Below are 22,734 nucleotides of genomic sequence, written 5' to 3'. Positions count from 1 at the left end.
ACGACACTCCGGCCATCCCCCGGATGCCCCCCGGCCCTCTCGGGCAGGTCCTAGGCCTCCGCGGCCTCGGCGTACATCTGGGACAGCTCGGGGACGCCCTGTACGGCCCAGTCGAGCCCGGCCGCGACGACCGGGATCTCGCGGCCCGAGGCGAGACGCACCGCCGGGCTGCCTCCGGGCCAGACGTGCCAGGCCGCGCCCGGCACCGTGCGCACCACGACCGTGCCGAGATAGAGGCCGGCGTCGTTGCCGAGCCAGGGCAGCGCCTCCGGGTCGTCGCGCCACAGCGGCAGGAGCTGGTCGAGCGCCGCCAACGAGGCCGGGGTGTCGTCCAGTTCGAGGCCGACGGCCGCGGCGTGGGAGCGGAGCAGTTCACATTCCGAGAGCAACTCGGCGACGCCGGCCGGATCGTCCTCGAAGGCGGCGGCGAGGGCCTGGTCCCGCCGTACCGGATGCCGCTTGCGCCACTTGTCCAAGAAAGGGATGTTCATGACCGGCCTCTCCGTGGGGTGCGATCGCCGAAGCTCCGCGTTCCCGGCATTTGACAAGAATGTATCTTGCGGCAGTTGATCACGGAATCAGGCGAATCGTGCCGCCCTCCGACCGCTTCCCGGACCCCCTCACATCTTCCCCGGTGGCCATGCCCGCTCGACGCTGATCACCCTCGCCACCGGAGGGCGGCGAGGGGGCAGTTGAGGTGGGCGGGCCGGAACGCGGCGTGGCCGGGCGGTGTCCTTGCGGACATCGCCCGGCCACGCCGTGCTGGGGGTGGAGCCTAGACGTCCAGGTCCACGACGACCGGCGCGTGGTCCGAGGCACCCTTGCCCTTGCGCTCCTCGCGGTCGACATACGCGTCCTTGACCGCCGTCGAGAACGCCGCGTTGCCGTAGACGAGGTCGATGCGCATACCGCGGTTCTTCGGGAAGGCGAGCTGGCGGTAGTCCCAGTAGGTGTACGGGTGCTCGTACTTGAGGGGGCGCGGGACGACGTCCGACAGGCCCGTCTCACGCAGGGCGACCAGCGCGGCCCGCTCGGCCGGGGTGACATGCGTGAGGCCCTCGAACGCCGCCACGTCGTAGACGTCGTCGTCCGTCGGAGCCACGTTGTAGTCGCCCATCACCGCGAAGGGCCGGCTGCCCGCCGCGTCGCCCCCGACCGCGGCACGCAGTGCCTCGAACCACTGGAGCTTGTACGCGTAGTGGGCGTGGCCCACCTCGCGGCCGTTCGGCACGTACACCGACCAGACGCGGACCGGGCCGCAGGTCGCGGAGACGGCGCGGGGCTCCTCCACACCCTCGTACCCGGGGTCGCCGGGCAGGCCCTTGACCACGTCCTCCAGGCCGACGCGCGAGATCACCGCCACGCCGTTCCACCGCCCCGTGGCGTGCACGGCGGACTCGTAGCCCAGCTCGCGCAGCTGTTCTACCGGGAACTGCTCGGCGGCGACCTTGGCCTCCTGGAGGCAGAGCACGTCCGTGCCGCTGCTCTCCAGCCAGGCCAGCAGCCTCGGGAGACGGGCGGTGACCGAGTTCACGTTCCAGGTGGCGATGCGCATGCCTCACAACCTACCGGGCGGGTACGACAACGGGTCCGCCCGTGACACCCGGGCGCCGCGAGGACAGTGCGGGAGAGCCGCCGGTTCGCAGACGGCCGGCTCAGACCTCCGCCGACGCCCCCGGCGTGAGCCGCAGGTGGTCGGTGCCGCCGAGGGCACCGATCTGGCGGTCGTAGATCGGCCGGGCCAGGTCCGTGAGCAGGGCGTCGTGGATGTCGTACGCGCGTTGCGGCTTGACCTCGCGGACGTACTCGATGACCTCGGAGATCTTGTTCCACGGGGCCATCACCGGGAGCATCAGCGTCTCGACGGGCCGGTCCGGGACGGTGAGGGCGTCGCCGGGGTGGAAGACGCGGCCGCCGTCGACGAGATAGCCGACGTTGGTGATGCGGGGGATGTCCGGGTGGATCACCGCGTGCAGCTCGCCGTGCACCTGGACGTCGAAACCGGCGGCGGTGAACGTGTCGCCGTGGCCGACGGTGTGCACCCGGCCGGGGAAGGCGGCGGAGACCTTCTCCGCCACCGACCGCAGCGTCCAGATCTCGGCCGCCGGGTTCGCCTCCATGGCCGCCCGCAGCCGCTCCTCGTCGAAGTGGTCCGGGTGCTCGTGCGTGACGAGAAGGGCGTCCGCGCCCAGGGCCGCGTCCGTCTCGCTGAAACCGCCGGGATCGATGACGAGCGTCCGCCCGTTCTTTTCGAGACGGACGCAGGCGTGCGACTTCTTCGTGAGCTTCATGGGTCCATCCTGCCCCCGCACCCGTGCGGAGGCAGGACCCCCGCGGACGTCACCGCCCGCTCACTCCTGGGGTGTCGTCTCCTCCCGGATGACCTGCTGCGCCACCTTGAACGCGCTGTTCGCGGCCGGCACACCGCAGTAGACGGCCGTCTGGAGCAGCACTTCCTTGATCTCCACGGGGGTCAGACCGTTGCGCAGGGCGGCGCGGGTGTGGAAGGCGAGCTCGTCGAGGTGGCCGCCCGCGACCAGGGCGGTGAGCGTGACACAGCTGCGCGAGCGCCGGTCGAGCCCGGGCCGGTCCCAGATCTCGCCCCACGCGTACCGCGTGATGAACTCCTGGAAGTCCCCGGAGAACTCGTCCGCCGAGGCCAGCGCCCGGTCGACGTGCGCGTCTCCCAGCACCTCACGCCGCACCTTGATCCCTGCGTCGTAGGGATCGGGCCGTCCCATGACCTCGGGCGGTACGACGGCCGGGGCGATCTCGGCGAAGGGCCCGACCTGCGGCGGTACCACCGCGAGGGACTGCGCCGGCGCGACCTGGACCGCCATCTGACCGGTGGACGAGTCGAACGCGGGCTGCCAGGCCATGGAGAAGTGCCGTACGAGCAGGTCCGTGACGGCCGCCGGTTGCTCCACGGGAACCAGGTGCGAGGCACCGGGCACGACCGCGAGGCGGGCGTCCGGTATCCCGGCGACCAGGGTTCGCGCCTCCGCGGGCCCGGTGACCTCGTCGTCGGAGCCGACCAGGACCAGCGTGGGCACACCGACCATGCCCAGTTCGGCCCGCACGTCGAAGGCTGCGAGCGCCTCGCAGGCCGCGATGTAGCAGCCGGGGTCGGTGGTGCGCACCATCTGCACGGCCCACTCGGTGATCGCGGGCTGGGCCGCCGCGAAGCCGCTCGTGAACCAGCGTTCGGGCGAGGTACGGGCGATCGGGTCGAGCCCGTTCGATCGCACGATCACCCCGCGCTGCCGGAACTCGTCGGCCGTGCCGAAGCGGGGCGAGGCGGCGATCAGCGCGAGGGAGGCGATCCGCTCCGGACAGCGCAGCGCCAGCTCGATCCCGAGGGCCCCGCTGAACGCGCAGCCCGCGTACCCGAAACGCCCGATACCGAGCTGGTCGAGCGTGGCGAGCAGCCGCCCGGCGAGTTCGGACACCGATCCGGCCGGATACGCGGGGGCCCCGCCGTGTCCCGGCAGGTCGAAGCGGAAGACCCGCCAGCTCTTCGCGAGCTCCGGAACCTGCCTGTCCCACATGTGCCAGGTGGTGCCGAGCGAGGGGCCGAGTATGAGGACCGGGGCGTCTTCCGGGCCGTCGATGCGGTACTGAAGGGCAGGGGTCTTCGTCTCACTCACCGCCCCACGCTAACTTCCGCCCCCGCGCGGGAGGAAATGGGGCCCATCCGTCCACGGCGCCCACACCGGTCCGCCACATGTGTCCAAGCCCTGGTCGGAGCACTCGCGCAGGGTCCGACGGACCGACTCTGACAGGATCGGACCGATTTGGACCGACTTGGACCGGCTCGGGAATCCGGTCCGTGTCAGAATTCGCCCGGTGCGCCGAGACCCGTCAGGGCGCCGACCGGGTCGAGGTCGGGGGTGCCGCGGGGCCACCAGTCGTCGTGGCCCGGCTCGGACTCGTAGGCGTACCACAGGCCGTTCCGGCCGAGGCGGAGCTGGGCGTCGCCGCGCGGATGGGTGAGGTGGTTGCGCCAGGGCCGGAAGGCCGGGAGGTCCGCGGCCAGCAGCAGCGGCCGGGCCCGGTCGAACCGGCCCGCCGGAGGGTCCCACGGCTCCTCCAGCACGCTGAGCGCCTCGAACCCGCCCTGCCGCCAGGCCGCGACGGCCCGCGCCAGGTCGGCCGGCGTACGGCCGGTCGCGGAGGCGAGCGAGGCGTAGAGGGCGCGGGTGGCGGCGGTGAGACCCGAACCGGGGCGGGCCGCCGCGATACGCACCGCGTCCTGCCAGAGCGTCAGCTCCGCGACGGGATCGCGGCCCGAGGTGAGCAGCGCGTGCGCGCGGGCGGCCGCGTCCGTGGCCAACTGGTCCAGCGCGAACGGGTCCGGGCCGCCCGGCGCACCCGGATAGGTCGGCGGCTGCTCGGGATGCGCGGGTGGCGGCAGCGGAGCGGGGAGGGGTGGCAGCACGCGTCGCGCGACGGCGTCGCGGGCGCGCACGCCGGGCAGCGGCGCCGGTTCCCGTTCCTGGGCCGCACGGGCCGCGCGGGCGGCGTTGCGCCGGGACAGCGCGTCGAGCAGCTCGCGTTCACCACGGCCGCGCAACAGCATCAGGACGAACGGGTCCTGGTCCAGCAGCCGCGCCATCTGGTAGCAGAGCGCGGCCGCGTGCTTGCAGGGGTGCCCGAAGTCGGGGCAGCTGCAATGCGGTTCGAGTTCGCCGGGGCCGGGGAGCAGTTCGACGCCGCAGTCCGCGAGCGACTTGGGCATCTCCTTGTCGAGCAGCGCGGCGATGTGCGCGGGCCGCTCGGCGGCGGCGTCGAGGAACCGGTCCCAGTCGTCGTCGGCCAGCGTCCGCACGCGCACCTGGACGCGGTACGGCCGCGGGCGGCTGCCGTGCACATACGCGAGCACCAGACCCGGGGTGACGGTGATGGCGTCGACGTACCCCTGCCCGGCATAGGTCCGCCCGCGCGCCAACCTCGCCGCGTCCAGTGCCCCTTCCTCCAACGCCCCGACCCATGCGTTGCCCCACCACGTCTCCGCGAACGCGTCGGCCTCCGGAACCCGCGCGGGGAAGCGCGGGAACGTACGGCGCAACTCACCGTCACGGCCGGGGGAAGCCATGGAGCGGGGAAGGCGCTCGGCGGGGACGGAGGCGGCCGCCGGTCCGCCGGTGGTGCCGACCGAGGTGTGGGCGTCGGCCCGCGAGGGGGGAGCGGGGTGAGCCCGGCGCGACTCGGGAGTTGCCTCGCGGGCGGTCCCGGACGGCGCGGGCCGAGCGGTGGGGGACTCCGGGGGCAAGGCCTCACGGTGGAGGAACTCCGGGTCGAGAGACCCTGGGCGGAGGGACCCTGGGGCGCCCGCATCGGTGGTGAAGGGCTCGGGGCCGAGAGATCCCGAGGCGACCGACTCGGTGGCCGCCCAGGTGTCCCTCCCGGCCGCGGGGTGCGCGGGTTCCCCGTGGTCCCGGTCACGAGTGGCCTCACCGGTGACGTCGGCGGGGTGCGCCGCGTGCCCGGTGTCGGCGGGATGAGACGGGTGTTCGGTGTCGGCGACCACGTCGGGGGGCAACTGGAAGGCACCCGCGAGCAGATCGCGCAGCTCCCGCGCCCGGGATTCCCGGTCCCCGCTCGCGGGGTTCACGGGACTCAGTCGCCCTCGGGAGCCGGCCGATGACGTCCTGGCGGACCGACGCCGTGGGCCGACTCCCTTGCCCGCTGCCCCTGTTGCTCCTCCCCCGTCGCCCGCCGTCCCCTCGGTCCGAACGCGCCTCGCCTCGTCCCGCGCGGCGCGCAACGCCTCGCGGGCGATGTCACCAGGGCGTGCGCCTCCCACGGTCTCCGCGCCGGAACGGCCGGTCGGCAGGGGCTCCGTCGCTTCCGCAGGCTCCAACGGGACCTCGGCGGTGCGCTGACCCGAGCCGGCCGCTGCCGCACCGTCGGATGCGGGAAGCGGCACATCACGCACGCGGGCACCGGCATCGGTGTCGGAATCTGCATCGGCGTCCGAATCTGCATCGGAGTGGCTGTCCGAACCCGCATCCGGGTACGCACCCGAACCCGCGCTCTCGCCGTCCCGGACGCCGTTCCCCTCAGCCGCACCCGCGCCACCACCGGCACCACCGGCACCACCGGCACCACCGGCACCAGCACCAGCACCAGCACCAGCGACCTTGGCTGCCGCAGTCGCCCGTCGAAGGGCCTCGCGGGCCGCGTCGCTCGGCCTGGCTCCCGGAGAGGACGCCCCCTCGGACCCCCTGGGCACCTCGGAGGAAGCGGACTCCTTCTCCCGGGCAGCACGCAACGCCCGACGAGCCTCGTCGGCCGGCCGGTCCCCGGTCGCGGGACATGGCCGATCGGCGCCGTCGGCCCGCTCGCCGCTCCCTGCCTCCGCCGCGCGCCGCTCCTCGCCCTCGGCGCCGCTCATGTCGACCTCCGAAGCGATACGAGGTCCGACAGCTCGCGGTCGGTCAGTTCCGTCAGGGACGCCTCGCCGGAGCCGAGGATCGCGTCGGCGAGGGCCCGCTTGGCCTCGAGCATCTCGGCGATGCGGTCCTCCACCGTGCCCTCGGTGATGAGTCGGTGGACCTGGACGGGCTGGGTCTGGCCGATGCGGTACGCGCGGTCGGTGGCCTGCTCCTCGACCGCGGGGTTCCACCAGCGGTCGAAGTGGACGACATGGCCCGCGCGGGTGAGGTTCAGGCCGGTGCCGGCGGCCTTGAGGGACAGCACGAGGACCGGGGTCGCCCCGCTCTGGAAGCGGTCCACCATGTGCTCGCGCTCGGCGACCGGTGTGCCGCCGTGCAGCAGCTCGACGGGGACGGCGCGGGCGGTCAGATGTGCGGTGATGAGGCGGGCCATGCCCACGTACTGCGTGAAGACCAGTGCGGAACCGTCCTCGGCGAGCAGGGTGTCCAACAGCTCGTCGAGCAGGGCCAGTTTGCCGGAACGGGCGGAGGGGCCGTGCGCGGCGGCCTGCGCGTCCTCCTTCAGGAAGAGCGCCGGGTGGTTGCAGATCTGTTTGAGGGAGGTCAGGAGCTTGAGGACCAGTCCCCTGCGGGCGATGCCGTCGGTGGTCTCGATCGCCAGCAGGGACTCACGGACGACCGCCTCATAGAGAGAGGCCTGTTCGCGGGTCAGCGGGACGGGGTGGTCCGTCTCCGTCTTGGGCGGGAGCTCGGGCACGATCCCGGGGTCGGACTTCTTGCGGCGGAGCAGGAACGGGCGGATCAGCCGGGCCAGTCGGGCCACGGCCTCGTCGTCCTCGCCGTTCTCCACGGCGCGCGCGTGCCGGGCGCGGAAGGACTTGAGGGGGCCGAGCAGCCCCGGGGTCGTCCAGTCCAGCAGGGCCCACAGCTCGGAGAGATTGTTCTCCACGGGTGTGCCGGTGAGTGCCACGCGCGCGGGGGCCGGGATCGTCCGCAGGGCCTTCGCCGTCGCCGAGTAGGGGTTCTTGACGTGCTGCGCCTCGTCCGCGACGACCATGCCCCAGCGCTGCGCGGCGAGGTGGGGGGCGGCCGACCGCATCGTTCCGTACGTGGTGAGGACGAAGCCGCCGTCGAGACCTTCGAGAGTGCGGTCGGGGCCGTGGAAGCGGCGCACCGGGACACCGGGCGCGAAACGGGTGATCTCCCGCTGCCAGTTGCCGAGGAGCGACGCGGGGCAGATCACCAGGGTCGGTTCGCTGCGGGACCGCCGCAGGTGGAGCGCGATGAGCGTGACGGTCTTGCCCAGTCCCATGTCGTCGGCGAGGCAGCCGCCGAGCCCGAGGGAGGTCATGAGGTCCAGCCAGGCGAGGCCGCGGAGTTGGTAGTCCCGCAGGCGGGCGTCCAGGCCGGGGGGCGGCTCGACGGGGGTCACGCCCGCCGTGAGGCGGTCGCGCAGCGCGGCCAGCGCGCCGACCGGCACCGCCTCGACGGTCTCGCCGTCGACCTCGGCGGTTCCGGTGAGCGCGACGGAGAGGGCGTCGACGGGGTCGAGCAGCCCCAGTTCGCGCTTGCGGGCCTTGCGGACCAGCGCCGGGTCGACCAGGACCCACTGGTCTCGCAGCCGGACGACCGGTCGGTGGGACTCGGCCAGGGCGTCCATCTCGGCCTCGCTGAGCGGATCTCCGCCGAGGGCCAACTGCCAGCGGAACTGGAGGAGTTCCTCGCTCTCGAAGAATCCGGTCCCGTCGGTCGCCGACCCGGGCGCGGGGCGCACCACCGCGGCGGCGCTCAGGTCGTGGGCCAGGTCCCGGGGCCAGTGCACGGCGACACCGGCCGCGCCGAGGCGGGTCGCCGCGACCCCGAGCAGATCCGACAGCTCCTCCTCGGAGAGGGCGAGCACATCGGGCACGTCCTGTTCGGACAGGTGGTCCAGGGGTGGCCAGACCCGGGCGGCGCGACGGACGGCGAGGGCGGCGTCGACGCGCGCGCGGGGTCCGAAGACCTCGTCGGCGTCCCCGGCCCACAGGGCGGCGGCGTCGACGACGAGGGTGGGGTCGGCGAGGCTGTGCACCTGGACGACGGCGGCACCCGCGCGCCGCGCTCCCTCGCCGTCGTCGAAGAGCTGGTGGGCGGCCAGGTCCAGGCGCAGCGAGATCCGGACGCCCGCGTCCATGCCCGCGGCGACCTCGGCGGCCCAGTCGTGAGCCCCGGCCAGCCGCTGCGGCTCGCGCGCCGCGAAGGGCCTGCCGGAGGTGTACGGCGCGGCAGGGGTACGCGGCAGTGTGTCGGCGACCGCGTCGAGGAAGGAACGCATCAGCGCTTCCGGCTCGGGGAGCCGGATCGGCCCCTTGCCGGGCAGCGGTACGGCGTGTCCTTCGTACGGGAGGGCCGCGGCGACCGACCTCAGGTGGGCGATGTCGTCCTGGTCCAGTGGGCCGGCTCGCCAGGAGTCGAAGCCCTCGGGCGTGAGCCCGGGCAGCAGCCGCCCGCGCGCGACGAGGCGCAGCGCGTGCAGCGCGGCGGCGCCCCAGCAGGCGGTGGCGGGATGCGCGGCGGGGTTCCGGCGGGCCCCCGCGAGCAGCGGCAGGGCTTCGCCGACGGAGAGGGTCAGTGCGGGCACGGTGCTCCTGCGGACTCCCGCGCCGTGCGGCCGTACGACCGTCAGTTCGGTGTGCTCACGCGCGGACTCTCCCGCGCGGGGTGCGGCCGTCGACGCGCCTTCGGGGTGCTCCCCCGGCGGCCCGCTCTCCCCGTGCTCCTCGGTGGGCAGAGGGTCGCCCTCCGGGTCCCAGAACGCGATCCGCCCCTCGCGGGGCAGCGGCGCGGGCAGGAAGACGGCGGCGAGCCGCACGGAGGGCGGCTGGTCGGGAAGCGGCCGCGCGGTGAGCTCCCGTGCCGGGGGGTCCGCCGCGTACGCGGAGCGTGCCCGTGCCGGGGGCGCACCCACGGAACGCACCCGCTCGGCCACCACGTCCACCCCGTCCCGCATACGCCCGGTCACCTCCCGCCCCTCGGTCGAATCAGTTGTCTTCGACTCTACGGGCGGGGTCTGACAATCGGCTCCCAGGGCCGCGCCGGGCGGGCGCGGGGGCGGAGGCGGGCAGTCCGGGGCGGGCTACGGGATCGTGCGCGAGACGACGTACACCATGGGGTGTCCGGGCTCGGAGCGGTTCACGACGATGTCCTGGGTGGGTGCGGGGTCCTTCTGCTTGTGGACGAGTCCCCACCAGGGGCCGGGCCCCGTGAACTCCCAGCCGACGACCTTCTGGTCGCGGCCGCCGATGGTGATGTCGCCCTTCTCCAGGGCGTCACGGCTGGTGCCGACGTCCGCGAGGAACTTGTCGAGGCCCGCCTCGTTCGTGCCGAACTGGACGTACAGCCGACTGGTCTTCCAGTTGTTCGTCTCGTAGTACGCGACGTCGGTGGACCTGCCCGGGATGGGCACCTGGTAGAGGCGGCGCTGGACGCGTGAGGGCCAGCCGGAGGTGAGGCCGGTCGCCGAGTACTTCTCCTCCTTGTCCTTGCCGCTGTTGCGGCTCTGGTTGGCGGAGATCACCAGGTAGCCGGCCGGTACGCCGATGAGCAGCACGATGATCAGCAGTGTCAGGGCGCGGCGGCGGAACTTGTGGCGCGGGTCCTCCGGCGGCCGCCGCGGCTCGTCCGGGGGCGACGCCTGGCGTGGCAGCGAGGCCGTCACAGCGACTCCTGGGTGGTGCGACGGGACTCGGCGTAGCGCTCGTACCGCTCGTAGCGCTCCACGCGGCGGCGCTTGGCGCGCCGGAAGCGGCGGGCGACCAGGCGCGCGAGGTCGGCGGCGCCGACCATGCCGGCCTCGGGGCCGAGCTGGGCGCGCGCGATCCGGGCCTCGGGGCGGTAGCCGCGGCCCGTGAGGTGCCGGCGGAAGGCCTCGCGCGCGGGGCCGATCAGCAGGTCGTCGGCCGCGCTGACACCGCCGCCGATGACGAAACAGGAAGGGTCGAGGGCGGCTGCCAGGTTGGCGATGCCGACGCCGAGCCACTGACCGATGTCCTGGAGGAGTTCGACGCACATGGCGTCGCCCTCGCGGGCCAGCTCGGTGATCATCGGGCCGGTGATCTCCCCGATGTTGCCCTTGACGTGCTCGATGATCCCGTACGCCACCGGGGAGTCGGCGGCGGCGAGCTCGCGGGCCTCGCGGACCAGCGCGTTGCCTGAGCTGTACTGCTCCCAGCAGCCGCGGTTGCCGCACGGGCAGCGGTGGCCGCCGGGCACGACCTGCATATGGCCGAACTCGCCGGCGACACCGAACTTGCCGCGCTTGACCTGGCCGTCCTCCAGGATCGCGCCGCCGATGCCGGTACCGAGCGTGATCATCACGAGGTGGTCCTCGCCGCGCCCGGCGCCGAAGCGCCACTCGGCCCAGGCGGCGGCGTTGGCGTCGTTGTCGACCAGGACGGGCACGGCGAGCCGCCCCGCGAGGCGGTCGCGCAGCGGCTCGTTGCGCCAGGACAGGTGGGGAGCGAACAGGATGCGGCTGCGCTCGGCGTCGACCCAGCCGGCCGCGCCGATGCCGACGGCGTGCACGTCGTGCCGGTCGGAGAGGTCCAGCACCAGTTCGACGATGGTGTCCTCGACGACCTTGGGACTCTTGGACTTGTCCGGCGTCTCGGCGCGGACCTTCTCCAGGATGTTGCCGTCGGCGTCCACGACGCCCGCCATCACCTTCGTCCCGCCGATGTCGATGCCGACGGTGGGGACGCGGGGTGCCGTCAGATGGGAACGGCGCTCGCGTGTCCCCACGGTCCGCAGGACGGTGGCCCGCGCGGAGCCCATGGAGGTGCCCCCTGCCCGAGCGGAGCCGAGAGCTCGGGGGAGCGCGAGGTCGCGGTAGGTGCTCATCGCGCCGATTCTGCCCTACGCCGCACCGGGGCCGCACCGTGGAAGCGCGGGGACGCGCGCGACGCGTGGGCCGCCTGCGGCCGGTCCCGGCCGGTCGCGGGAGCCGTAGGGGTCACGGCACGGCCCGCCTCACACGGCGCGGTTCTCCAGTTCGTGCCGCAGGTCGTCCAGCTCGCTCCCGCCCGCCATCTGGCGCGTCAGCTCGTCCAGCGTGATCCCGTCCCGGGTGTAGCTGCCCGACATGGTGCCGCGCTTCAGCAGGACGAAACGGTCGCCCACCAGGTACGCGTGATGCGGATTGTGGGTGATGAACACGACACCCAGTCCGGCGTCCCGTGCGGCGGCCACATATTTGAGGACCACACCGGACTGCTTCACGCCGAGGGCGGCGGTGGGCTCGTCGAGGACCAGGACCTTGGCGCCGAAATGGACGGCACGGGCGATCGCCACGCACTGCCGCTCGCCTCCGGAGAGGGTGCCGATCGGCTGGTCGACGTCACGGAGGTCGATGCCCATGCGCAGGAGTTCCGCGTGGGTCGTCCGCCGCATGAGGTCGACGTCCAGGTGCTTGAACGGGCCGAAGCCCTTCCGTGGCTCGGAGCCGAGGAAGAAGTTCCGCCAGACCGGCATCAGCGGAACGACGGCGAGGTCCTGGTAGACGGTGGCGATGCCCCGGTCCAGGGCCTCGCGCGGGGACGACAGCCGGGTCTCCTCGCCGTCGATGCGCAGCGTGCCCCCGTCGTGCTGGTGACGGCCCGCGATGATCTTGATGAGGGTGGACTTGCCCGCGCCGTTGTCGCCGAGCACGCAGGTGACGCCCCCCGCGCGAACTTCCAGCGAGACGCCTTCGAGGGCGCGGATATTGCCGTAGTACTTACTGACGTCGTCGAGCTCGACGAGCGCCGTGCCGTCCGTGGCGGCGGGTTCCTCGGTCGTCTTGTCCGTCGTCACTTCGTCGCCTCCGCGCGCTTGCGGACCCAGTGGTTGAGCAGGGTCGCGAGGAGCAGCATCACTCCCAGGAAGAACTTGAACCAGTCCGGGTTCCACTCGGCGAAGACGATGCCCTTGCTGACCATGCCGAAGATCAGCGCGCCGACGGCCGCGCCGACCGCGGAGCCGTAGCCGCCGGTGATCAGACAGCCGCCGATGACGGCCGCGATGATGTAGATCAGCTCGTTGCCGACGCCCTCGCCGGACTGCACGACGTCGAACGAGAACAGCAGGTGCTGGCCGGAGATCCAGGCGCCGAAGGCGACGCCCATGTAGAGGCCGATCTTGGTCCTGTCGACCGGGACGCCGACCGCGCGGGCCGCCTCCTCGCCGCCGCCGACGGCGTAGATCCAGTTGCCGACGCGGGTGCGCAGCAGGATCCAGGTGGCCACGGCGACCAGGACGAGCCACCACAGGATGGTGATCTTGAAGTCGACGCCGCCGATGGTGATCGTCGAGGCGAAGACGTCCTTGGCGGAGGAGAAGCCCTCCATGTCGGAGATCGACTTGGTGGAGACCGTTCCGCTGATCAGCTTGGTGAAACCGAGGTTCATGCCGGTCAGCATCAGGAAGGTACCGAGCGTGATGATGAAGCTCGGCGGGTCGGTACGGGTCAGCATCACGCCGTTGAAGACGCCGATGGCGAGGGTGGCGAAGAGCGAGACGACCACGCCGACCCAGACGTTCGCCGTCATCTGATAGCTGAACATCGACGAGATCAGCGCGGAGCTGGTGACCATGACGCCCGCGGAGAGGTCGAACTCGCCGCCGATCATCAGCAGCGCGACCGGGACGGCCATGATGCCGATGGTCGACGCCGCGTACAGGACGGTACTGAGGCTCGCGGCCCGTACGAAGCTGTCCGCGAAGATCGCGAAGAAGAGGAAGACCGCGACCGCGCCGACCACGGAGCCGAGCTCGGGGCGGCTCATCAGCTTGCGCAGGGGCGAGGTCCTCAGGAGCCGCTCGTCGGTCTTGGGGCCGGGCGTCGGCGCGGGTGCCGTGGCGGTCATCGGGTCCCCCGATCCGCGTACCGCTCCAGCTCGGAGGCCTGGTCCTTGGTGATGATCTGCGGTCCGGTGAGGACGGGCTTGCCGCCGCCGAGGACGTCCGCGTTGTACTTGTAGAGCCAGAGCAGGTCCACGGCCTCGTAGCCCTGGAGGTAGGGCTGCTGGTCGACGGCGAAGCCGAGGGTGCCGTCCTTGAGCCCGGCGGCCACCTTGGCGTTCAGGTCGAAGGTGTCGATCTCGGCCTTGCTGCCCGCGTCCTCCTTGGCCTTGACCGCGGTGTCCGCGAACGGCGCGCCGAGCGTGACGACCGAGTCGATGGACCCGTCGGCCTGGAGCTTGGCGCCGATGGACGACTGCACGTCGGGCATGCTGGTGCCCTGGACGTAGAGGTTCTGCACGGTGCCGTCGAACGTCTTCTTGACGCCCGCGCAGCGCTGCTCGTGGCCGACGTTGCCCTGCTCGTGCAGGACGCACAGGGCCTTCTTGCGGCCTCGCTTGTTCAGCTCCTCGCCGACCGCCTCACCGGCGATCGTCTCGTCCTGGCCGATGTGGGTGAGCGCGCCGAAGGCCTTCGACTCCTCGGAGCCGGAGTTCACCGTGATCACCGGGATGCCGGCCTTGCGGGCGCGCGCGACCGCGGCCTTCATGGCGTCCGGCTTGGCCAGCGACACGATGATGCCGTCGACCTTCTTGTCGACCGCGGCGTCCACGAGCTGTGCCTGCTGCTGGGCCTCGTCGTCGTGCGAGTACAGGAAGTTGATGTTGTCCTTGTCGGCGGCCTGCTGGGCGCCCTTCTGCACGATGTCCCAGAAGGTGTCGCCATCGCCCGAGTGGGTGATCATCGCGAAGGTCCACCGGGGTGTGTCCACCACGGCCCTGCCATGGGCCTCCGCCGCCTTGCGGGCGTCCTCGGCCCGCTTCCCGCCGGTGCTGCTGCATCCCGCGAGGGACACCGTCAGCGCCCCTGCCAGCGCGATGGTCACCCAGGTCCGAGTCCGTGCCACGAGGCCTTGCCCTTCTTGCCGTGCTCCTTGGTGCGCCGGGCCAAGGAGATCGGCCCGGGGGCCCTTCCGCGGGCCCTTCGGGGCCGGTGTCGAACCGGCCCAAACGACCAAGTATCGATCACGGGGATCATCCACCCGACCAGCGGGTCCCGCGCGCGGTGCACTTCAGGGGCGTGGCGGGGCCGTTCAGGTGGTGTCGACGGGGGCACTCGGAGGCCTGCGCACGAGCCCGTCAGGATCCGGGGACGTACCCGCCACGCCGGTCGCCGTCACGGCGCTCGCCGGCGAGCGGGTCACGGCCGTACGAGGAGCTGGAACTCGAAGGAGTACCGCGAGGCGCGGTAGATGTGGGAGCCGAACTCGACGGCGCGGCCGGTGTCGTCGAAGGTGGTGCGCTGCATGGTGAGCAGCGGAGCCCCGGCCGGTTCGCCGAGCCGTTCACCCTCCTCCGCGCTGGCCGCGCGGGCGCCGACGGACTGGCGGGCGCTGTGCAGGGTGATGCCGGCACCGCGCATCAGCCGGTACAGGCCGGTGGCCTCCATCCGGTCGCTGTCGAGTTCCAGCAGGTCGGGGGGCAGGAAGTTGCAGAGGTACGCCATCGGCTCACCGTGCGCGAGACGGAGCCGCTCGACACGGTGGACCTCGCTGTCCTCGGCCACCCCGAGGGCGGCGGCGACCTCGGTGGACGCCGGTTCGACGGTGTTGACGACCACCTGGGTCGCGGGACGCTGGCCCGCCGATTCCAGGTCGTCGTAGAGGCTGCTGAGTTCCAGGGGGCGCTTGACCTGGCTGTGCACGACCTGGGTGCCGACGCCGCGGCGCCGCACGAGCAGGCCCTTGTCGACGAGGGACTGGATGGCCTGGCGGACCGTGGGACGGGACAGGCCGAGCCGCGCGGCGAGCTCGATCTCGTTGCCGAGCAGGCTGCCCGGGGTCAGTGCTCCGTGCTCGATGGCGGCCTCGAGTTGCTGCGACAGCTGGAAGTACAGCGGGACCGGGCTGCTGCGGTCGACGCTGAGCTGGAGCGACACGGTCGGATCCACATCTGGTTTGGGCACGGCCCGAGCGTAGCTCCGGGAGATGTTGACGGGAAGTTGTGAAGTTCGATTGTCCGGACAAAGCATTGACAGCACGGCGGGTCGGCCCTCACTTTGTTCCCATGCGCATCGGACTCATCGGAGCGGGTCGTATCGGTACATTTCATGCGACCACTCTCAGCCGTCACCGTGAGGTCGGCGGCTCCCTCATCGTCACGGACGCGGACCCCGCACGGGCCCAGCGACTGGCGGACCGGCTGGGCGCGACAGCGGCGCCCAGCGTGAACGAGATCTTCACCTGGGGCGTGGACGCGGTGGTCATCACCGCCGCGACCTCGGCCCACTCCGAACTGATCGGTCGGGCAGCACGCTCCGGGCTCCCGGTCTTCTGCGAGAAGCCCATAGCGCTCGATCTGGCGGGCACGCTGTCCGCGCTCGCCGAGGTGGACGCAGCCGGAACGGTTCTGCAGATGGGATTCCAGCGCCGCTTCGACGTGGGCTACACGGTCGCCCGCGAGGCGGTGCGGTCGGGCCGGCTCGGCCGGCTGCACACCGTACGCGCGATGACGTCCGACCAGTCGCCGCCGCCGGCCGACTATCTCCCGCTCTCCGGCGGGCTCTACCGCGACTGCCTGATCCACGACTTCGACATGCTGCGCTGGGTCACCGGCCGCGAGGTCGTCCAGGTCTACGCGACCGGCTCCGACGCCGGGCCCGCGATGTTCCGCGAGGCCGGCGACATCGACACCGGCGCGGCCGTCCTCACCTTCGACGACGGCATGCTCGCGACGGCGACGGCAACCCGGGTGAACGGCGCGGGCTACGACGTCCGCATGGAGCTCTCCGGCGAACTGGACCAGATCACCGTCGGCCTGGACGACCGTACGCCGATCGCCTCGACCGAACCGGCCGGACCGCCGCCCGCGGACAAGCCGTGGACGGGCTTCCTGGAGCGCTTCGGCCCCGCGTACGAGGCGGAGCTCGCCGCGTTCGTCGAGGTGGTCCGCGGTGAGCGCCCGAACCCCTGCGACGGCCGCGAGGCGCTGGAGGCGCTGCGCATCGCCGAGGCCTGTGAGCTGTCGCGGCGCGAGCGACGCGCGGTCTCACCGGCGGAGATCCCGGGCGTCCGGGACTGAGGGAGGCGCGCAGTCCGCACCACTCCGCACCCAGAGACACGCCGCGTGTCAAAGGGGCCGACGGCGGGGATCAGGAGTACGACCGCAGGCCCCGGTGTGCGACCGCGGGGGCCGGGAATCGACGACCTCGGTGCTCGGGTTTAGGGCCGACAGCCCCTCACAGCCGTCGGCCCAAGCACGAGCCCCGGCCGCCGCGCGGTCGCTCATCCGAGCAGCCGCACGGCCGGGGTCTCCCGGTCGACGCCGAGCAGTCGGTCGCAGTGCTTGCACGTCAGCCGGTGCGGCCGCACCAGGTTGGTCTGGATGCTGCCGGTGCCCGACTCCTTCGCGTCCGGACAGTAGTAGGCGAGGGGCAGCCGCACCCAGGGGTGGCTGGTGGGCGCGGCGGCCTTGATGCCGTCGCGGGTGTCGGTGAAGGGCGCCCACCAGAAGTCGATCAGAGCCCGGACCGCCAGCCGCTCCGGGCCTCTCGTCGTGTCGAACCCCGTGAGCCTGGCGGCGGTGTGGTGGCGCTTGAATCCGCTGCGGCTTCCGGAGCACAGCGCCTGCTCGGCCCCGCGGTCGAACACCGTCGTCCGCCCGATCCGCTCACAGATGAAGCAGTCCAGGCTGAACTCCAACTGGGAGCGCCAGTAGAGCCGGTGGGAGTCCTCCAGGCCGGTCAGCTCCGCGGTGATCTCCGCCGTACGCAGCACGGTCCACGCTCCTCACGCGGCACCGGGCCGCTCACCAGCGCACCGGCATACGGCGCACGCCTCGCATCAGCATGCCGGGCAGCCATCCGCTCGGCGGTCCGTCGAGCGCCAGGTCCGGGCACCGATCCAGCAGGGAGCGGAGCGCCACGCGGGCTTCGATCCGGGCCAGCGGCGCGCCCAGACAGTAATGGATGCCGTGCCCGAAGGCGAGATGTCCGCGGGCCTCGCGCCGGATGTCGAAGCGGTCGGGCGCCGGATAGCGCACCCCGTCACGATCCGCCGCTGTGAGGCCGATCATCACCGCCTCACCGGACGCGATCGCCGTGCCGCCGATGTCGAGGGGCTCCGCGGCGTAACGGAAGGTCGCGTTCTCCACCGGCCCCTCGTAGCGCAGCGTCTCCTCGATCGTGCCGTCGAGGAGCGTCATGTCGGCGCGCAGTGCGGCGAGTTGGTCGGGATGGCCGAGCAGAGCCCGGACCGCTCCCGCGATGAGGTTGACCGTCGTCTCGTGCCCGGCGACCAGGAGCACGAACGCCATGCCGCCCAACTCCCGCGACGACAGCCGGTCACCGTCCTGCGCGGTGGTACGGATGAGCCCGCTGAGCAGGTCGTCCGCGGGACCCGTGCGCCGCTTAGACTCGATCAACTCACCTAGATAGGAAGCGAGTTCGACGAAGGCACGGTTCTCGCTCTCGGCGCTGGTGGGCGCGACCGCCTCCGTGGACAGCGCGCGGAAGGCGGCCCGGTCCGGCTCGGGCACCCCGAGCAGCTCGCAGATGACGGTCAGCGGGAGCGGATAGGCGAACGACTCGACGAGGTCGGCGCGGCCGCGCGGCACCATCGCGTCGAGCAGTCCGTCGGTGATCTCCTGGATCCGCGGGCGCAGTGCCGCGACCCGGCGGCCGGTGAACTCGCCCGCGATGAGCGTCCGCAGCCGGGTGTGCTGCGGCGGGTCGGCGACCAGCAGATGCTTGCCGATCAGCTCCTCGTCGAGGAACGTGACCCCGATCTTCTCCGCGTCCTTGGCCAGCCGCGGGTCGGCGAGCGCGGTCCGCGCCTCCTCGTACCCGACGACGAGCCAGGTCTCGTGGTGAACGTCCGGCGACGGCAGCCGCACCCGGTGCACCGGACCGAGCGCGCGCAACTCCGCGTAGACCGGGTGCGGGTTCTCGGTGAACCGCGCCCCGTACTCCCCCAGGTCGATCACGACTCCCCCTCCCGTCACCCCCACCAACGCCCGAGGGCCCCGATCAGTGCCCGCCCTCGTCCAGCAGTCCGGCGTCGTACGTCAACAGGGCGATCTGTACACGGTTGTTGAGATCGAGCTTGGCCAGGATCCGCGAGACGTGCGTCTTGACCGTGGCGACACTCATGAACAGTTCGGCGGCGATCTCCGCGTTCGAACTCCCCCGCCCGACGGCCACGGCGACCTCGCGCTCCCGCTCGTTCAGTCCAGCCACCCGTGAACGCGCCCCGGATCTGCGGGTGTCGAGGGAGGAACCCGCGGCGTGCTCCATCAACTGACGGGTGACGGTGGGCGACAGCACCGGGTCTCCGGCCGCGACCCGGCGCACCGCCGCCAGGATCTGCGCGGGCGGTGTGTCCTTGAGGACGAAGCCGGCCGCGCCCGCCCGCAGCGCGCGCAGCACCTGGTCGTCGGCGTGAAAGGTCGTCAGGACCACGACCTGGGGCGCCTCTTCGCGTCCGCGCAACCGCTCGGTTGCCGTCAGTCCGTCGACGGTCGGCATCCTGATGTCCATCAGGACGACATCGGGCCGGGTGCGGTCGACGAGTGCCTCCACCTCGCCACCGTCGGCGGCCTCACCGACGATCTCGACGTCCTCGGCGCCGCCCATCATGAGGGACAGCCCCGCTCTCACCAAGGGGTCGTCATCGACGAGCAGCACACGAATCGCAGTCATGGAATCCACCTAACCAGCTCCCCCAGCAGTCCATGGCCCCCTCCACCCCTACCCGACCCACCCACCGGACCCGCCCGGGAACCGCCGAGGCCCCGCATCCGAGAACCGCCGAGGCACCACCCTCACCCACCCCACGGCAACCACGCCCGAACCCGAAACCCCCCGTCCCCCACCACCCCGTGCTCGAGCCGCCCTCCCGCCAGAGTCGCCCGCTCCGTCAACCCGATCAGCCCCTGCCCGGACCCCGGCACCTTCGGCACCTCACCCGGCGGCGCGGGATGGGCGACGGTCACGGTCAAGCCGTCCCCGGCGGCCCCCCGCACCGTCACCGTGACCTCCGCGCCGGGCGCGTGCTTGCGGGCGTTGGTCAGCCCCTCCTGGGCGATGCGGTACGCGGTACGGCCGACGGACGCGGGCACCGCGGCCGGGTCGGCGACACGGTTGTCGAGAACGACCTTCGTGCCGGCGGAGCGCGACTCGGCGACCAGCCCGTCGAGCGCCGCGAGCGTCGGCTGCGGCCGCCCCGCGTCTTCGGAGTCCCCGGCCCGCAGCACCCCGATGATCTCGCGCAGATCCTGCAGGGCCTCGTGCGCACTCTCCCGGATGACCCCCGCGGCCCGGGCGACCTCCTCCCGGGGCGCGTCGGGCCGGAACTCCAACGCCCCCGCGTGCACGCTCAGCAGCGTGAGCCGGTGCGCGAGCACGTCGTGCATCTCGCGCGCGATCGCCTCGCGGGCCAGCCGCTGCGCCTGCTCGGCCCGCAGCGCCGCCTCGGTCTCGGCCCGCCGCGCCCGGTCCCGCAGACTCAGCATGAGCTGCCGCTTGGACCGGACGAACATGCCCCAGCCGACCAACGCCGAGGTGAGCAGAGCGGTGACGGCGACGGCGGCGAGGTAGGGCAGGTCCGGGTCGGGCCGCAGCCAGAAGAACGCCGGGATCAGCGCGAGCTGGACGCCAGCGACGCAGGCCACGTACCGGAAGGGCCGGTGCACGGCGAGGGTGAAGAGGGCGACCAGGCCCGCGCCGCCCGACGTGTTCGCGACGAGCCCGACCGGGATCATGGCAACGGCGAGCCCCAGCGGCCAGCGTCGGCGCAGCCAGACCGCCGCACAGGCGAGCGCGCCGATCCACTGGTCGGCGACGGCGAGGCCGTGCGGGGTGTTCGGGTCGTCGGTCAGGGTGTTCGCGGCCGCGAGGCCGACGGCGACGGCCAGCAGGAAGCAGCCGAAGTCGACGATCCAGTCGCGCACCGTGCGCCGCGGCCGTCCGGAGCGCCCCGCACGCTCCGCGTCGGGGTCGAGTTCCGCAACCACGGCCGAGGGCAGCAGCCAGCGTCGGCCCCGCAGGGTCGACGCGGGTACGTCACGCGGCGCGGGCGCCGGATTGTCACCACTCACGGTCGACAAATCTACGCAGCCGAACTCGCCGCCACCTCCCCGCGAGCACGGTCACCGACCAAAGTCGGCCCACTTCAGACTTTCGTCGGGCCGAGGGCGCGGCACCCCGCGACTTCGGTCGGACGGGCCTCGCCCCGCGGCCGATGTACCTGGGAGGTCCGCGGGGCGAGAGTCGTCCCATGAAGCAGATTCTGGAGGTGCTCGGTTTCATCGCGCTGGTGCAGGGCGCCCTCGGCATGGTCCAGGCGATCACCGGATGGCCGCACGGGTGGGGACTCGTGCAGCGGCTCGGGTTCCTCGACGGCTACGAGATCTATGCGAGCGCCGCCCTCCTCGTGCTGGCGTTCGCACTGTTCGCGGCCGCGGAGAGCCAGAAGCCCGGCTGACTTCGGCCACCGGCATGCCGGAGCGCGGTGGGAACGGCGCCCTCGGCGAAGAGGCGGCGGCCCGGCAGCCGCGTGAGCGTCGGTCGTGACCGGATCACCCCGCGTTGGTCGAGAAGAGGCCGCCCGTCGGGCCCTGCTTGTCGCCGCCCTGGGCCTTTCTCAGGGCGTTGGCGAGGCTCTCGATGGTGAGCGACTGGAGGATCACCCGTCCGTTGCCCTCCAGGGTGGCGAGCGACAGGCCCTCGCCGCCGAAGACCGCGTTCATCATCCCCTGCCGGTTGAGGCCTCCGATGCGCTGGATCCCGTACTGGATCCCCTCCTCGAAGGCGACGACACAGCCCGTGTCGACCTCGATGCGGCCGCCGAAGTCGGCCGGGTTCAGGTCGATGAAGTTGCCCGCGCCCGCGATGATCACCGTGCCCTGCCCGGTGAACTTCTCCAGGACGAATCCCTCGCCGCCGCTTCGTCCGGTCCGGCCGCCCTGGAAGGCGATCCCGAACCGCACGGTCGACTCCGCCGCCACGAAGGCGTCCTTCTCGGCGAACCACGCGCGCGTGCCGTCGAGCTCCAGGGCGCGCATCTCACCGGGCAGCACGCCCGCGAACCCGACGGTGCCCTCACCGCCTGTCGAGGTGAAGTACTGGAAGGCCAGGGACTCGCCCGCGAGGGCGCGCTGGCCGGCCTGCATGGCGGTGCCCACGGCCTGCCGCAGCATGCCGCCCATGCCGCCGCCACCGGCCTGCTGCTGGCCACCGCCGCCCGACGGCCCGGAGAGCCGCGTCTCCATGGTCACGTTGGTCGTCTTGAACAGGAACTTCCCCGCCTCGCAGTACACGGTCTGGCCGAGGCCCAGGTTGACCACCGCCATCTGCATGGCGGTGCCGACGATTTCTTGCTGAAGAGTCACACCAGAGGAACGCGGGAGGCGGAGCGAAGAGTTCCGCGCCATCGGGTGAGGCGGTGTGCCCGGTGCGGGCGCTGGTGAATTCGGTGTCCGTACGCCGCCAGCGCCGGACGCGTGCGACCGCTGGGATGGACACATGACTTCTCAAGGAACCATGAACGGCAAGGTGGCCCTCGTGACCGGTGGCAGCCGGGGCATCGGGGCCGCGACGGCCCTGCGCCTCGCCTGCGAGGGCGCGGACGTGGCCATCACCTATGTGCGGGGCAAGGAGGCGGCGGCCGACGTCGTACGAGGCATCGAGGCGCTCGGACGCAGGGGACTCGCCCTGTGCGCGGACTCCTCGGACGCGGTGGAGGCCGGCGGGGTCGCCGACCGGGTCGTCGCGGAGTTCGGGCGGCTCGACGTGCTCGTGAACAACGCGGGGGTGGGTGTCCTGGGCCCCTTGGACTCCCTGTCCCTGGCGGACGTCGACCGGGCGCTCGCCGTCAATGTCCGGGGGGTCTTCCTGGCCTCCCGGTCGGCCGCGCCGCACCTCGGGGACGGCGGGCGGATCATCACGATCGGCACCTGCATGACACAGCGGGTCCCCGGCCCCGGCGGAACGCTCTACGCGACGAGCAAGTCGGCGCTGATCGGCCTGACCAAGGCGCTGGCGCGGGAACTGGGCGACCGCGGGATCACCGCCAACATCGTCCATCCCGGACCGATCGACACGGACATGAACCCGGCGGACGGCCCGTACGCACCGGGCCAGGCCGCGATGACCGCCGTGGGCCGCTTCGGCGCCGCCGACGAGGTCGCGTCGATGGTCGCGTATCTGGCGGGAAGCGAGGCGGGCTACGTGACGGGGGCCGAGTTCGCGGTGGACGGAGGCCACGCGGCGTAGCGCGTGGGGCCGCACCCGGCCCCCGGCGCAGGCCCGCACCGGGAACAGGCCGACCCCGGGGCGGACTCGTCATGGCCCCGGAGCAGGCCGG

Annotated in this window: 20 protein-coding genes; 3 read left to right on the top strand and 17 right to left on the bottom strand. The window is 72.5% G+C overall.

Going from position 1 to position 22,734, the window contains the following annotated elements:
* Window positions 1-50: 50 nt before the first annotated feature.
* The 12 genes from ACWD68_RS03165 to ACWD68_RS03110 all read right to left on the bottom strand — a co-directional run bounded on the left by ACWD68_RS03165 (window position 51) and on the right by ACWD68_RS03110 (window position 15,311).
* Window positions 51-491, bottom strand: coding sequence for a DUF6278 family protein (locus tag ACWD68_RS03165; protein ID WP_451804740.1), 441 nt, complete (start codon window positions 489-491; stop codon window positions 51-53).
* Between the two features lie 284 nt (window positions 492-775).
* Window positions 776-1,555 (bottom strand): exodeoxyribonuclease III, encoded by a 780-nt coding sequence (locus ACWD68_RS03160; protein WP_451804739.1) that lies wholly within the window; start codon window positions 1,553-1,555, stop codon window positions 776-778.
* Window positions 1,556-1,655: 100 nt separating this feature from the next.
* Window positions 1,656-2,291: an MBL fold metallo-hydrolase gene (locus ACWD68_RS03155; protein ID WP_451804738.1), complete on the bottom strand. Its 636-nt coding sequence runs from the start codon at window positions 2,289-2,291 to the stop codon at window positions 1,656-1,658.
* A 60-nt stretch (window positions 2,292-2,351) separates the two neighbouring features.
* Entirely contained in the window at window positions 2,352-3,647 is a 1,296-nt protein-coding gene (gene pcaDC, locus ACWD68_RS03150) for a bifunctional 3-oxoadipate enol-lactonase/4-carboxymuconolactone decarboxylase PcaDC (RefSeq protein WP_451804737.1), read from the bottom strand.
* Between the two features lie 185 nt (window positions 3,648-3,832).
* Window positions 3,833-5,614, bottom strand: coding sequence for an SWIM zinc finger family protein (locus ACWD68_RS03145; protein WP_451804736.1), 1,782 nt, complete (start codon window positions 5,612-5,614; stop codon window positions 3,833-3,835).
* A gap of 779 nt (window positions 5,615-6,393) precedes the next feature.
* Window positions 6,394-9,387 carry an SNF2-related protein gene (locus tag ACWD68_RS03140; protein ID WP_451804913.1) on the bottom strand — a complete coding sequence of 998 codons (2,994 nt, stop codon included), beginning with the start codon at window positions 9,385-9,387 and terminating at the stop codon, window positions 6,394-6,396.
* 126 nt (window positions 9,388-9,513) lie between these two features.
* Entirely contained in the window at window positions 9,514-10,095 is a 582-nt protein-coding gene (locus ACWD68_RS03135) for a sugar kinase (RefSeq protein ID WP_451804735.1), read from the bottom strand.
* Entirely contained in the window at window positions 10,092-11,276 is a 1,185-nt protein-coding gene (locus ACWD68_RS03130; RefSeq protein WP_451804734.1) for an ROK family glucokinase, read from the bottom strand. The genes ACWD68_RS03135 and ACWD68_RS03130 overlap by 4 nt, the downstream gene beginning before the upstream one ends.
* Before the next feature lie 129 nt (window positions 11,277-11,405).
* Window positions 11,406-12,227: an ATP-binding cassette domain-containing protein gene (locus ACWD68_RS03125; protein ID WP_451804733.1), complete on the bottom strand. Its 822-nt coding sequence runs from the start codon at window positions 12,225-12,227 to the stop codon at window positions 11,406-11,408.
* The gene (locus ACWD68_RS03120; protein WP_451804732.1) at window positions 12,224-13,279 is read right to left on the bottom strand and encodes an ABC transporter permease; all 1,056 of its coding nucleotides are present in this window, start codon (window positions 13,277-13,279) and stop codon (window positions 12,224-12,226) included. Before ACWD68_RS03120 ends, ACWD68_RS03125 begins: the two co-directional genes overlap by 4 nt.
* Window positions 13,276-14,280 (bottom strand): sugar ABC transporter substrate-binding protein, encoded by a 1,005-nt coding sequence (locus tag ACWD68_RS03115; protein ID WP_451804731.1) that lies wholly within the window; start codon window positions 14,278-14,280, stop codon window positions 13,276-13,278. Before ACWD68_RS03115 ends, ACWD68_RS03120 begins: the two co-directional genes overlap by 4 nt.
* Before the next feature lie 293 nt (window positions 14,281-14,573).
* Window positions 14,574-15,311 (bottom strand): GntR family transcriptional regulator, encoded by a 738-nt coding sequence (locus ACWD68_RS03110; RefSeq protein WP_451804912.1) that lies wholly within the window; start codon window positions 15,309-15,311, stop codon window positions 14,574-14,576.
* A 128-nt stretch (window positions 15,312-15,439) separates the two neighbouring features.
* Here ACWD68_RS03110 and ACWD68_RS03105 point away from each other — a divergent pair, with 128 nt between their 5' ends.
* Complete coding sequence (locus ACWD68_RS03105) at window positions 15,440-16,453, top strand: Gfo/Idh/MocA family protein (protein WP_451804730.1); 1,014 nt, start codon at window positions 15,440-15,442, stop codon at window positions 16,451-16,453.
* A gap of 203 nt (window positions 16,454-16,656) precedes the next feature.
* Here ACWD68_RS03105 and ACWD68_RS03100 read toward each other — a convergent pair whose 3' ends face one another.
* The 4 genes from ACWD68_RS03100 to ACWD68_RS03085 form a co-directional block, all read right to left on the bottom strand.
* The gene (locus ACWD68_RS03100) at window positions 16,657-17,148 is read right to left on the bottom strand and encodes a hypothetical protein (protein ID WP_451804729.1); all 492 of its coding nucleotides are present in this window, start codon (window positions 17,146-17,148) and stop codon (window positions 16,657-16,659) included.
* A 31-nt stretch (window positions 17,149-17,179) separates the two neighbouring features.
* Complete coding sequence (locus ACWD68_RS03095) at window positions 17,180-18,355, bottom strand: cytochrome P450 family protein (protein WP_451804728.1); 1,176 nt, start codon at window positions 18,353-18,355, stop codon at window positions 17,180-17,182.
* 43 nt (window positions 18,356-18,398) lie between these two features.
* Window positions 18,399-19,070: a response regulator gene (locus ACWD68_RS03090; protein WP_451804727.1), complete on the bottom strand. Its 672-nt coding sequence runs from the start codon at window positions 19,068-19,070 to the stop codon at window positions 18,399-18,401.
* Between the two features lie 122 nt (window positions 19,071-19,192).
* On the bottom strand, window positions 19,193-20,467 hold the full coding sequence (locus ACWD68_RS03085; protein WP_451804726.1) for a sensor histidine kinase: 1,275 nt from the start codon (window positions 20,465-20,467) through the stop codon (window positions 19,193-19,195).
* Window positions 20,468-20,646: 179 nt separating this feature from the next.
* Between ACWD68_RS03085 and ACWD68_RS03080 the strand changes: the two genes are divergently transcribed.
* Window positions 20,647-20,853 carry a hypothetical protein gene (locus tag ACWD68_RS03080; protein WP_451804725.1) on the top strand — a complete coding sequence of 69 codons (207 nt, stop codon included), beginning with the start codon at window positions 20,647-20,649 and terminating at the stop codon, window positions 20,851-20,853.
* Between the two features lie 94 nt (window positions 20,854-20,947).
* On the opposite strand, the gene ACWD68_RS03075 is transcribed toward ACWD68_RS03080, so the two are convergent.
* On the bottom strand, window positions 20,948-21,760 hold the full coding sequence (locus ACWD68_RS03075) for an AIM24 family protein (RefSeq protein WP_451804724.1): 813 nt from the start codon (window positions 21,758-21,760) through the stop codon (window positions 20,948-20,950).
* Window positions 21,761-21,893: 133 nt separating this feature from the next.
* Between ACWD68_RS03075 and ACWD68_RS03070 the strand changes: the two genes are divergently transcribed.
* Window positions 21,894-22,643 (top strand): 3-oxoacyl-ACP reductase family protein, encoded by a 750-nt coding sequence (locus ACWD68_RS03070; RefSeq protein WP_451804723.1) that lies wholly within the window; start codon window positions 21,894-21,896, stop codon window positions 22,641-22,643.
* Window positions 22,644-22,734 lie beyond the last annotated feature (91 nt).

This window comes from Streptomyces sp. NPDC005141 (genome assembly GCF_053599975.1).
The sequence above is the reverse complement of the archived record's forward strand: the minus strand, read 5'-3'. Positions and strand labels throughout refer to the sequence as shown.

Coding starts and splice junctions, on each gene's coding strand:
- ACWD68_RS03165 (WP_451804740.1), bottom strand. CDS start 491: ATGAACATCCCTTTCTTGGACAAGTGGCGCAAGCGGCATCCGGTACGG.
- ACWD68_RS03160 (WP_451804739.1), bottom strand. CDS start 1,555: ATGCGCATCGCCACCTGGAACGTGAACTCGGTCACCGCCCGTCTCCCG.
- ACWD68_RS03155 (WP_451804738.1), bottom strand. CDS start 2,291: ATGAAGCTCACGAAGAAGTCGCACGCCTGCGTCCGTCTCGAAAAGAAC.
- ACWD68_RS03140 (WP_451804913.1), bottom strand. CDS start 9,387: ATGCGGGACGGGGTGGACGTGGTGGCCGAGCGGGTGCGTTCCGTGGGT.
- ACWD68_RS03130 (WP_451804734.1), bottom strand. CDS start 11,276: ATGAGCACCTACCGCGACCTCGCGCTCCCCCGAGCTCTCGGCTCCGCT.
- ACWD68_RS03120 (WP_451804732.1), bottom strand. CDS start 13,279: ATGACCGCCACGGCACCCGCGCCGACGCCCGGCCCCAAGACCGACGAG.
- ACWD68_RS03105 (WP_451804730.1), top strand. CDS start 15,440: ATGCGCATCGGACTCATCGGAGCGGGTCGTATCGGTACATTTCATGCG.
- ACWD68_RS03090 (WP_451804727.1), bottom strand. CDS start 19,070: ATGACTGCGATTCGTGTGCTGCTCGTCGATGACGACCCCTTGGTGAGA.
- ACWD68_RS03080 (WP_451804725.1), top strand. CDS start 20,647: ATGAAGCAGATTCTGGAGGTGCTCGGTTTCATCGCGCTGGTGCAGGGC.
- ACWD68_RS03070 (WP_451804723.1), top strand. CDS start 21,894: ATGACTTCTCAAGGAACCATGAACGGCAAGGTGGCCCTCGTGACCGGT.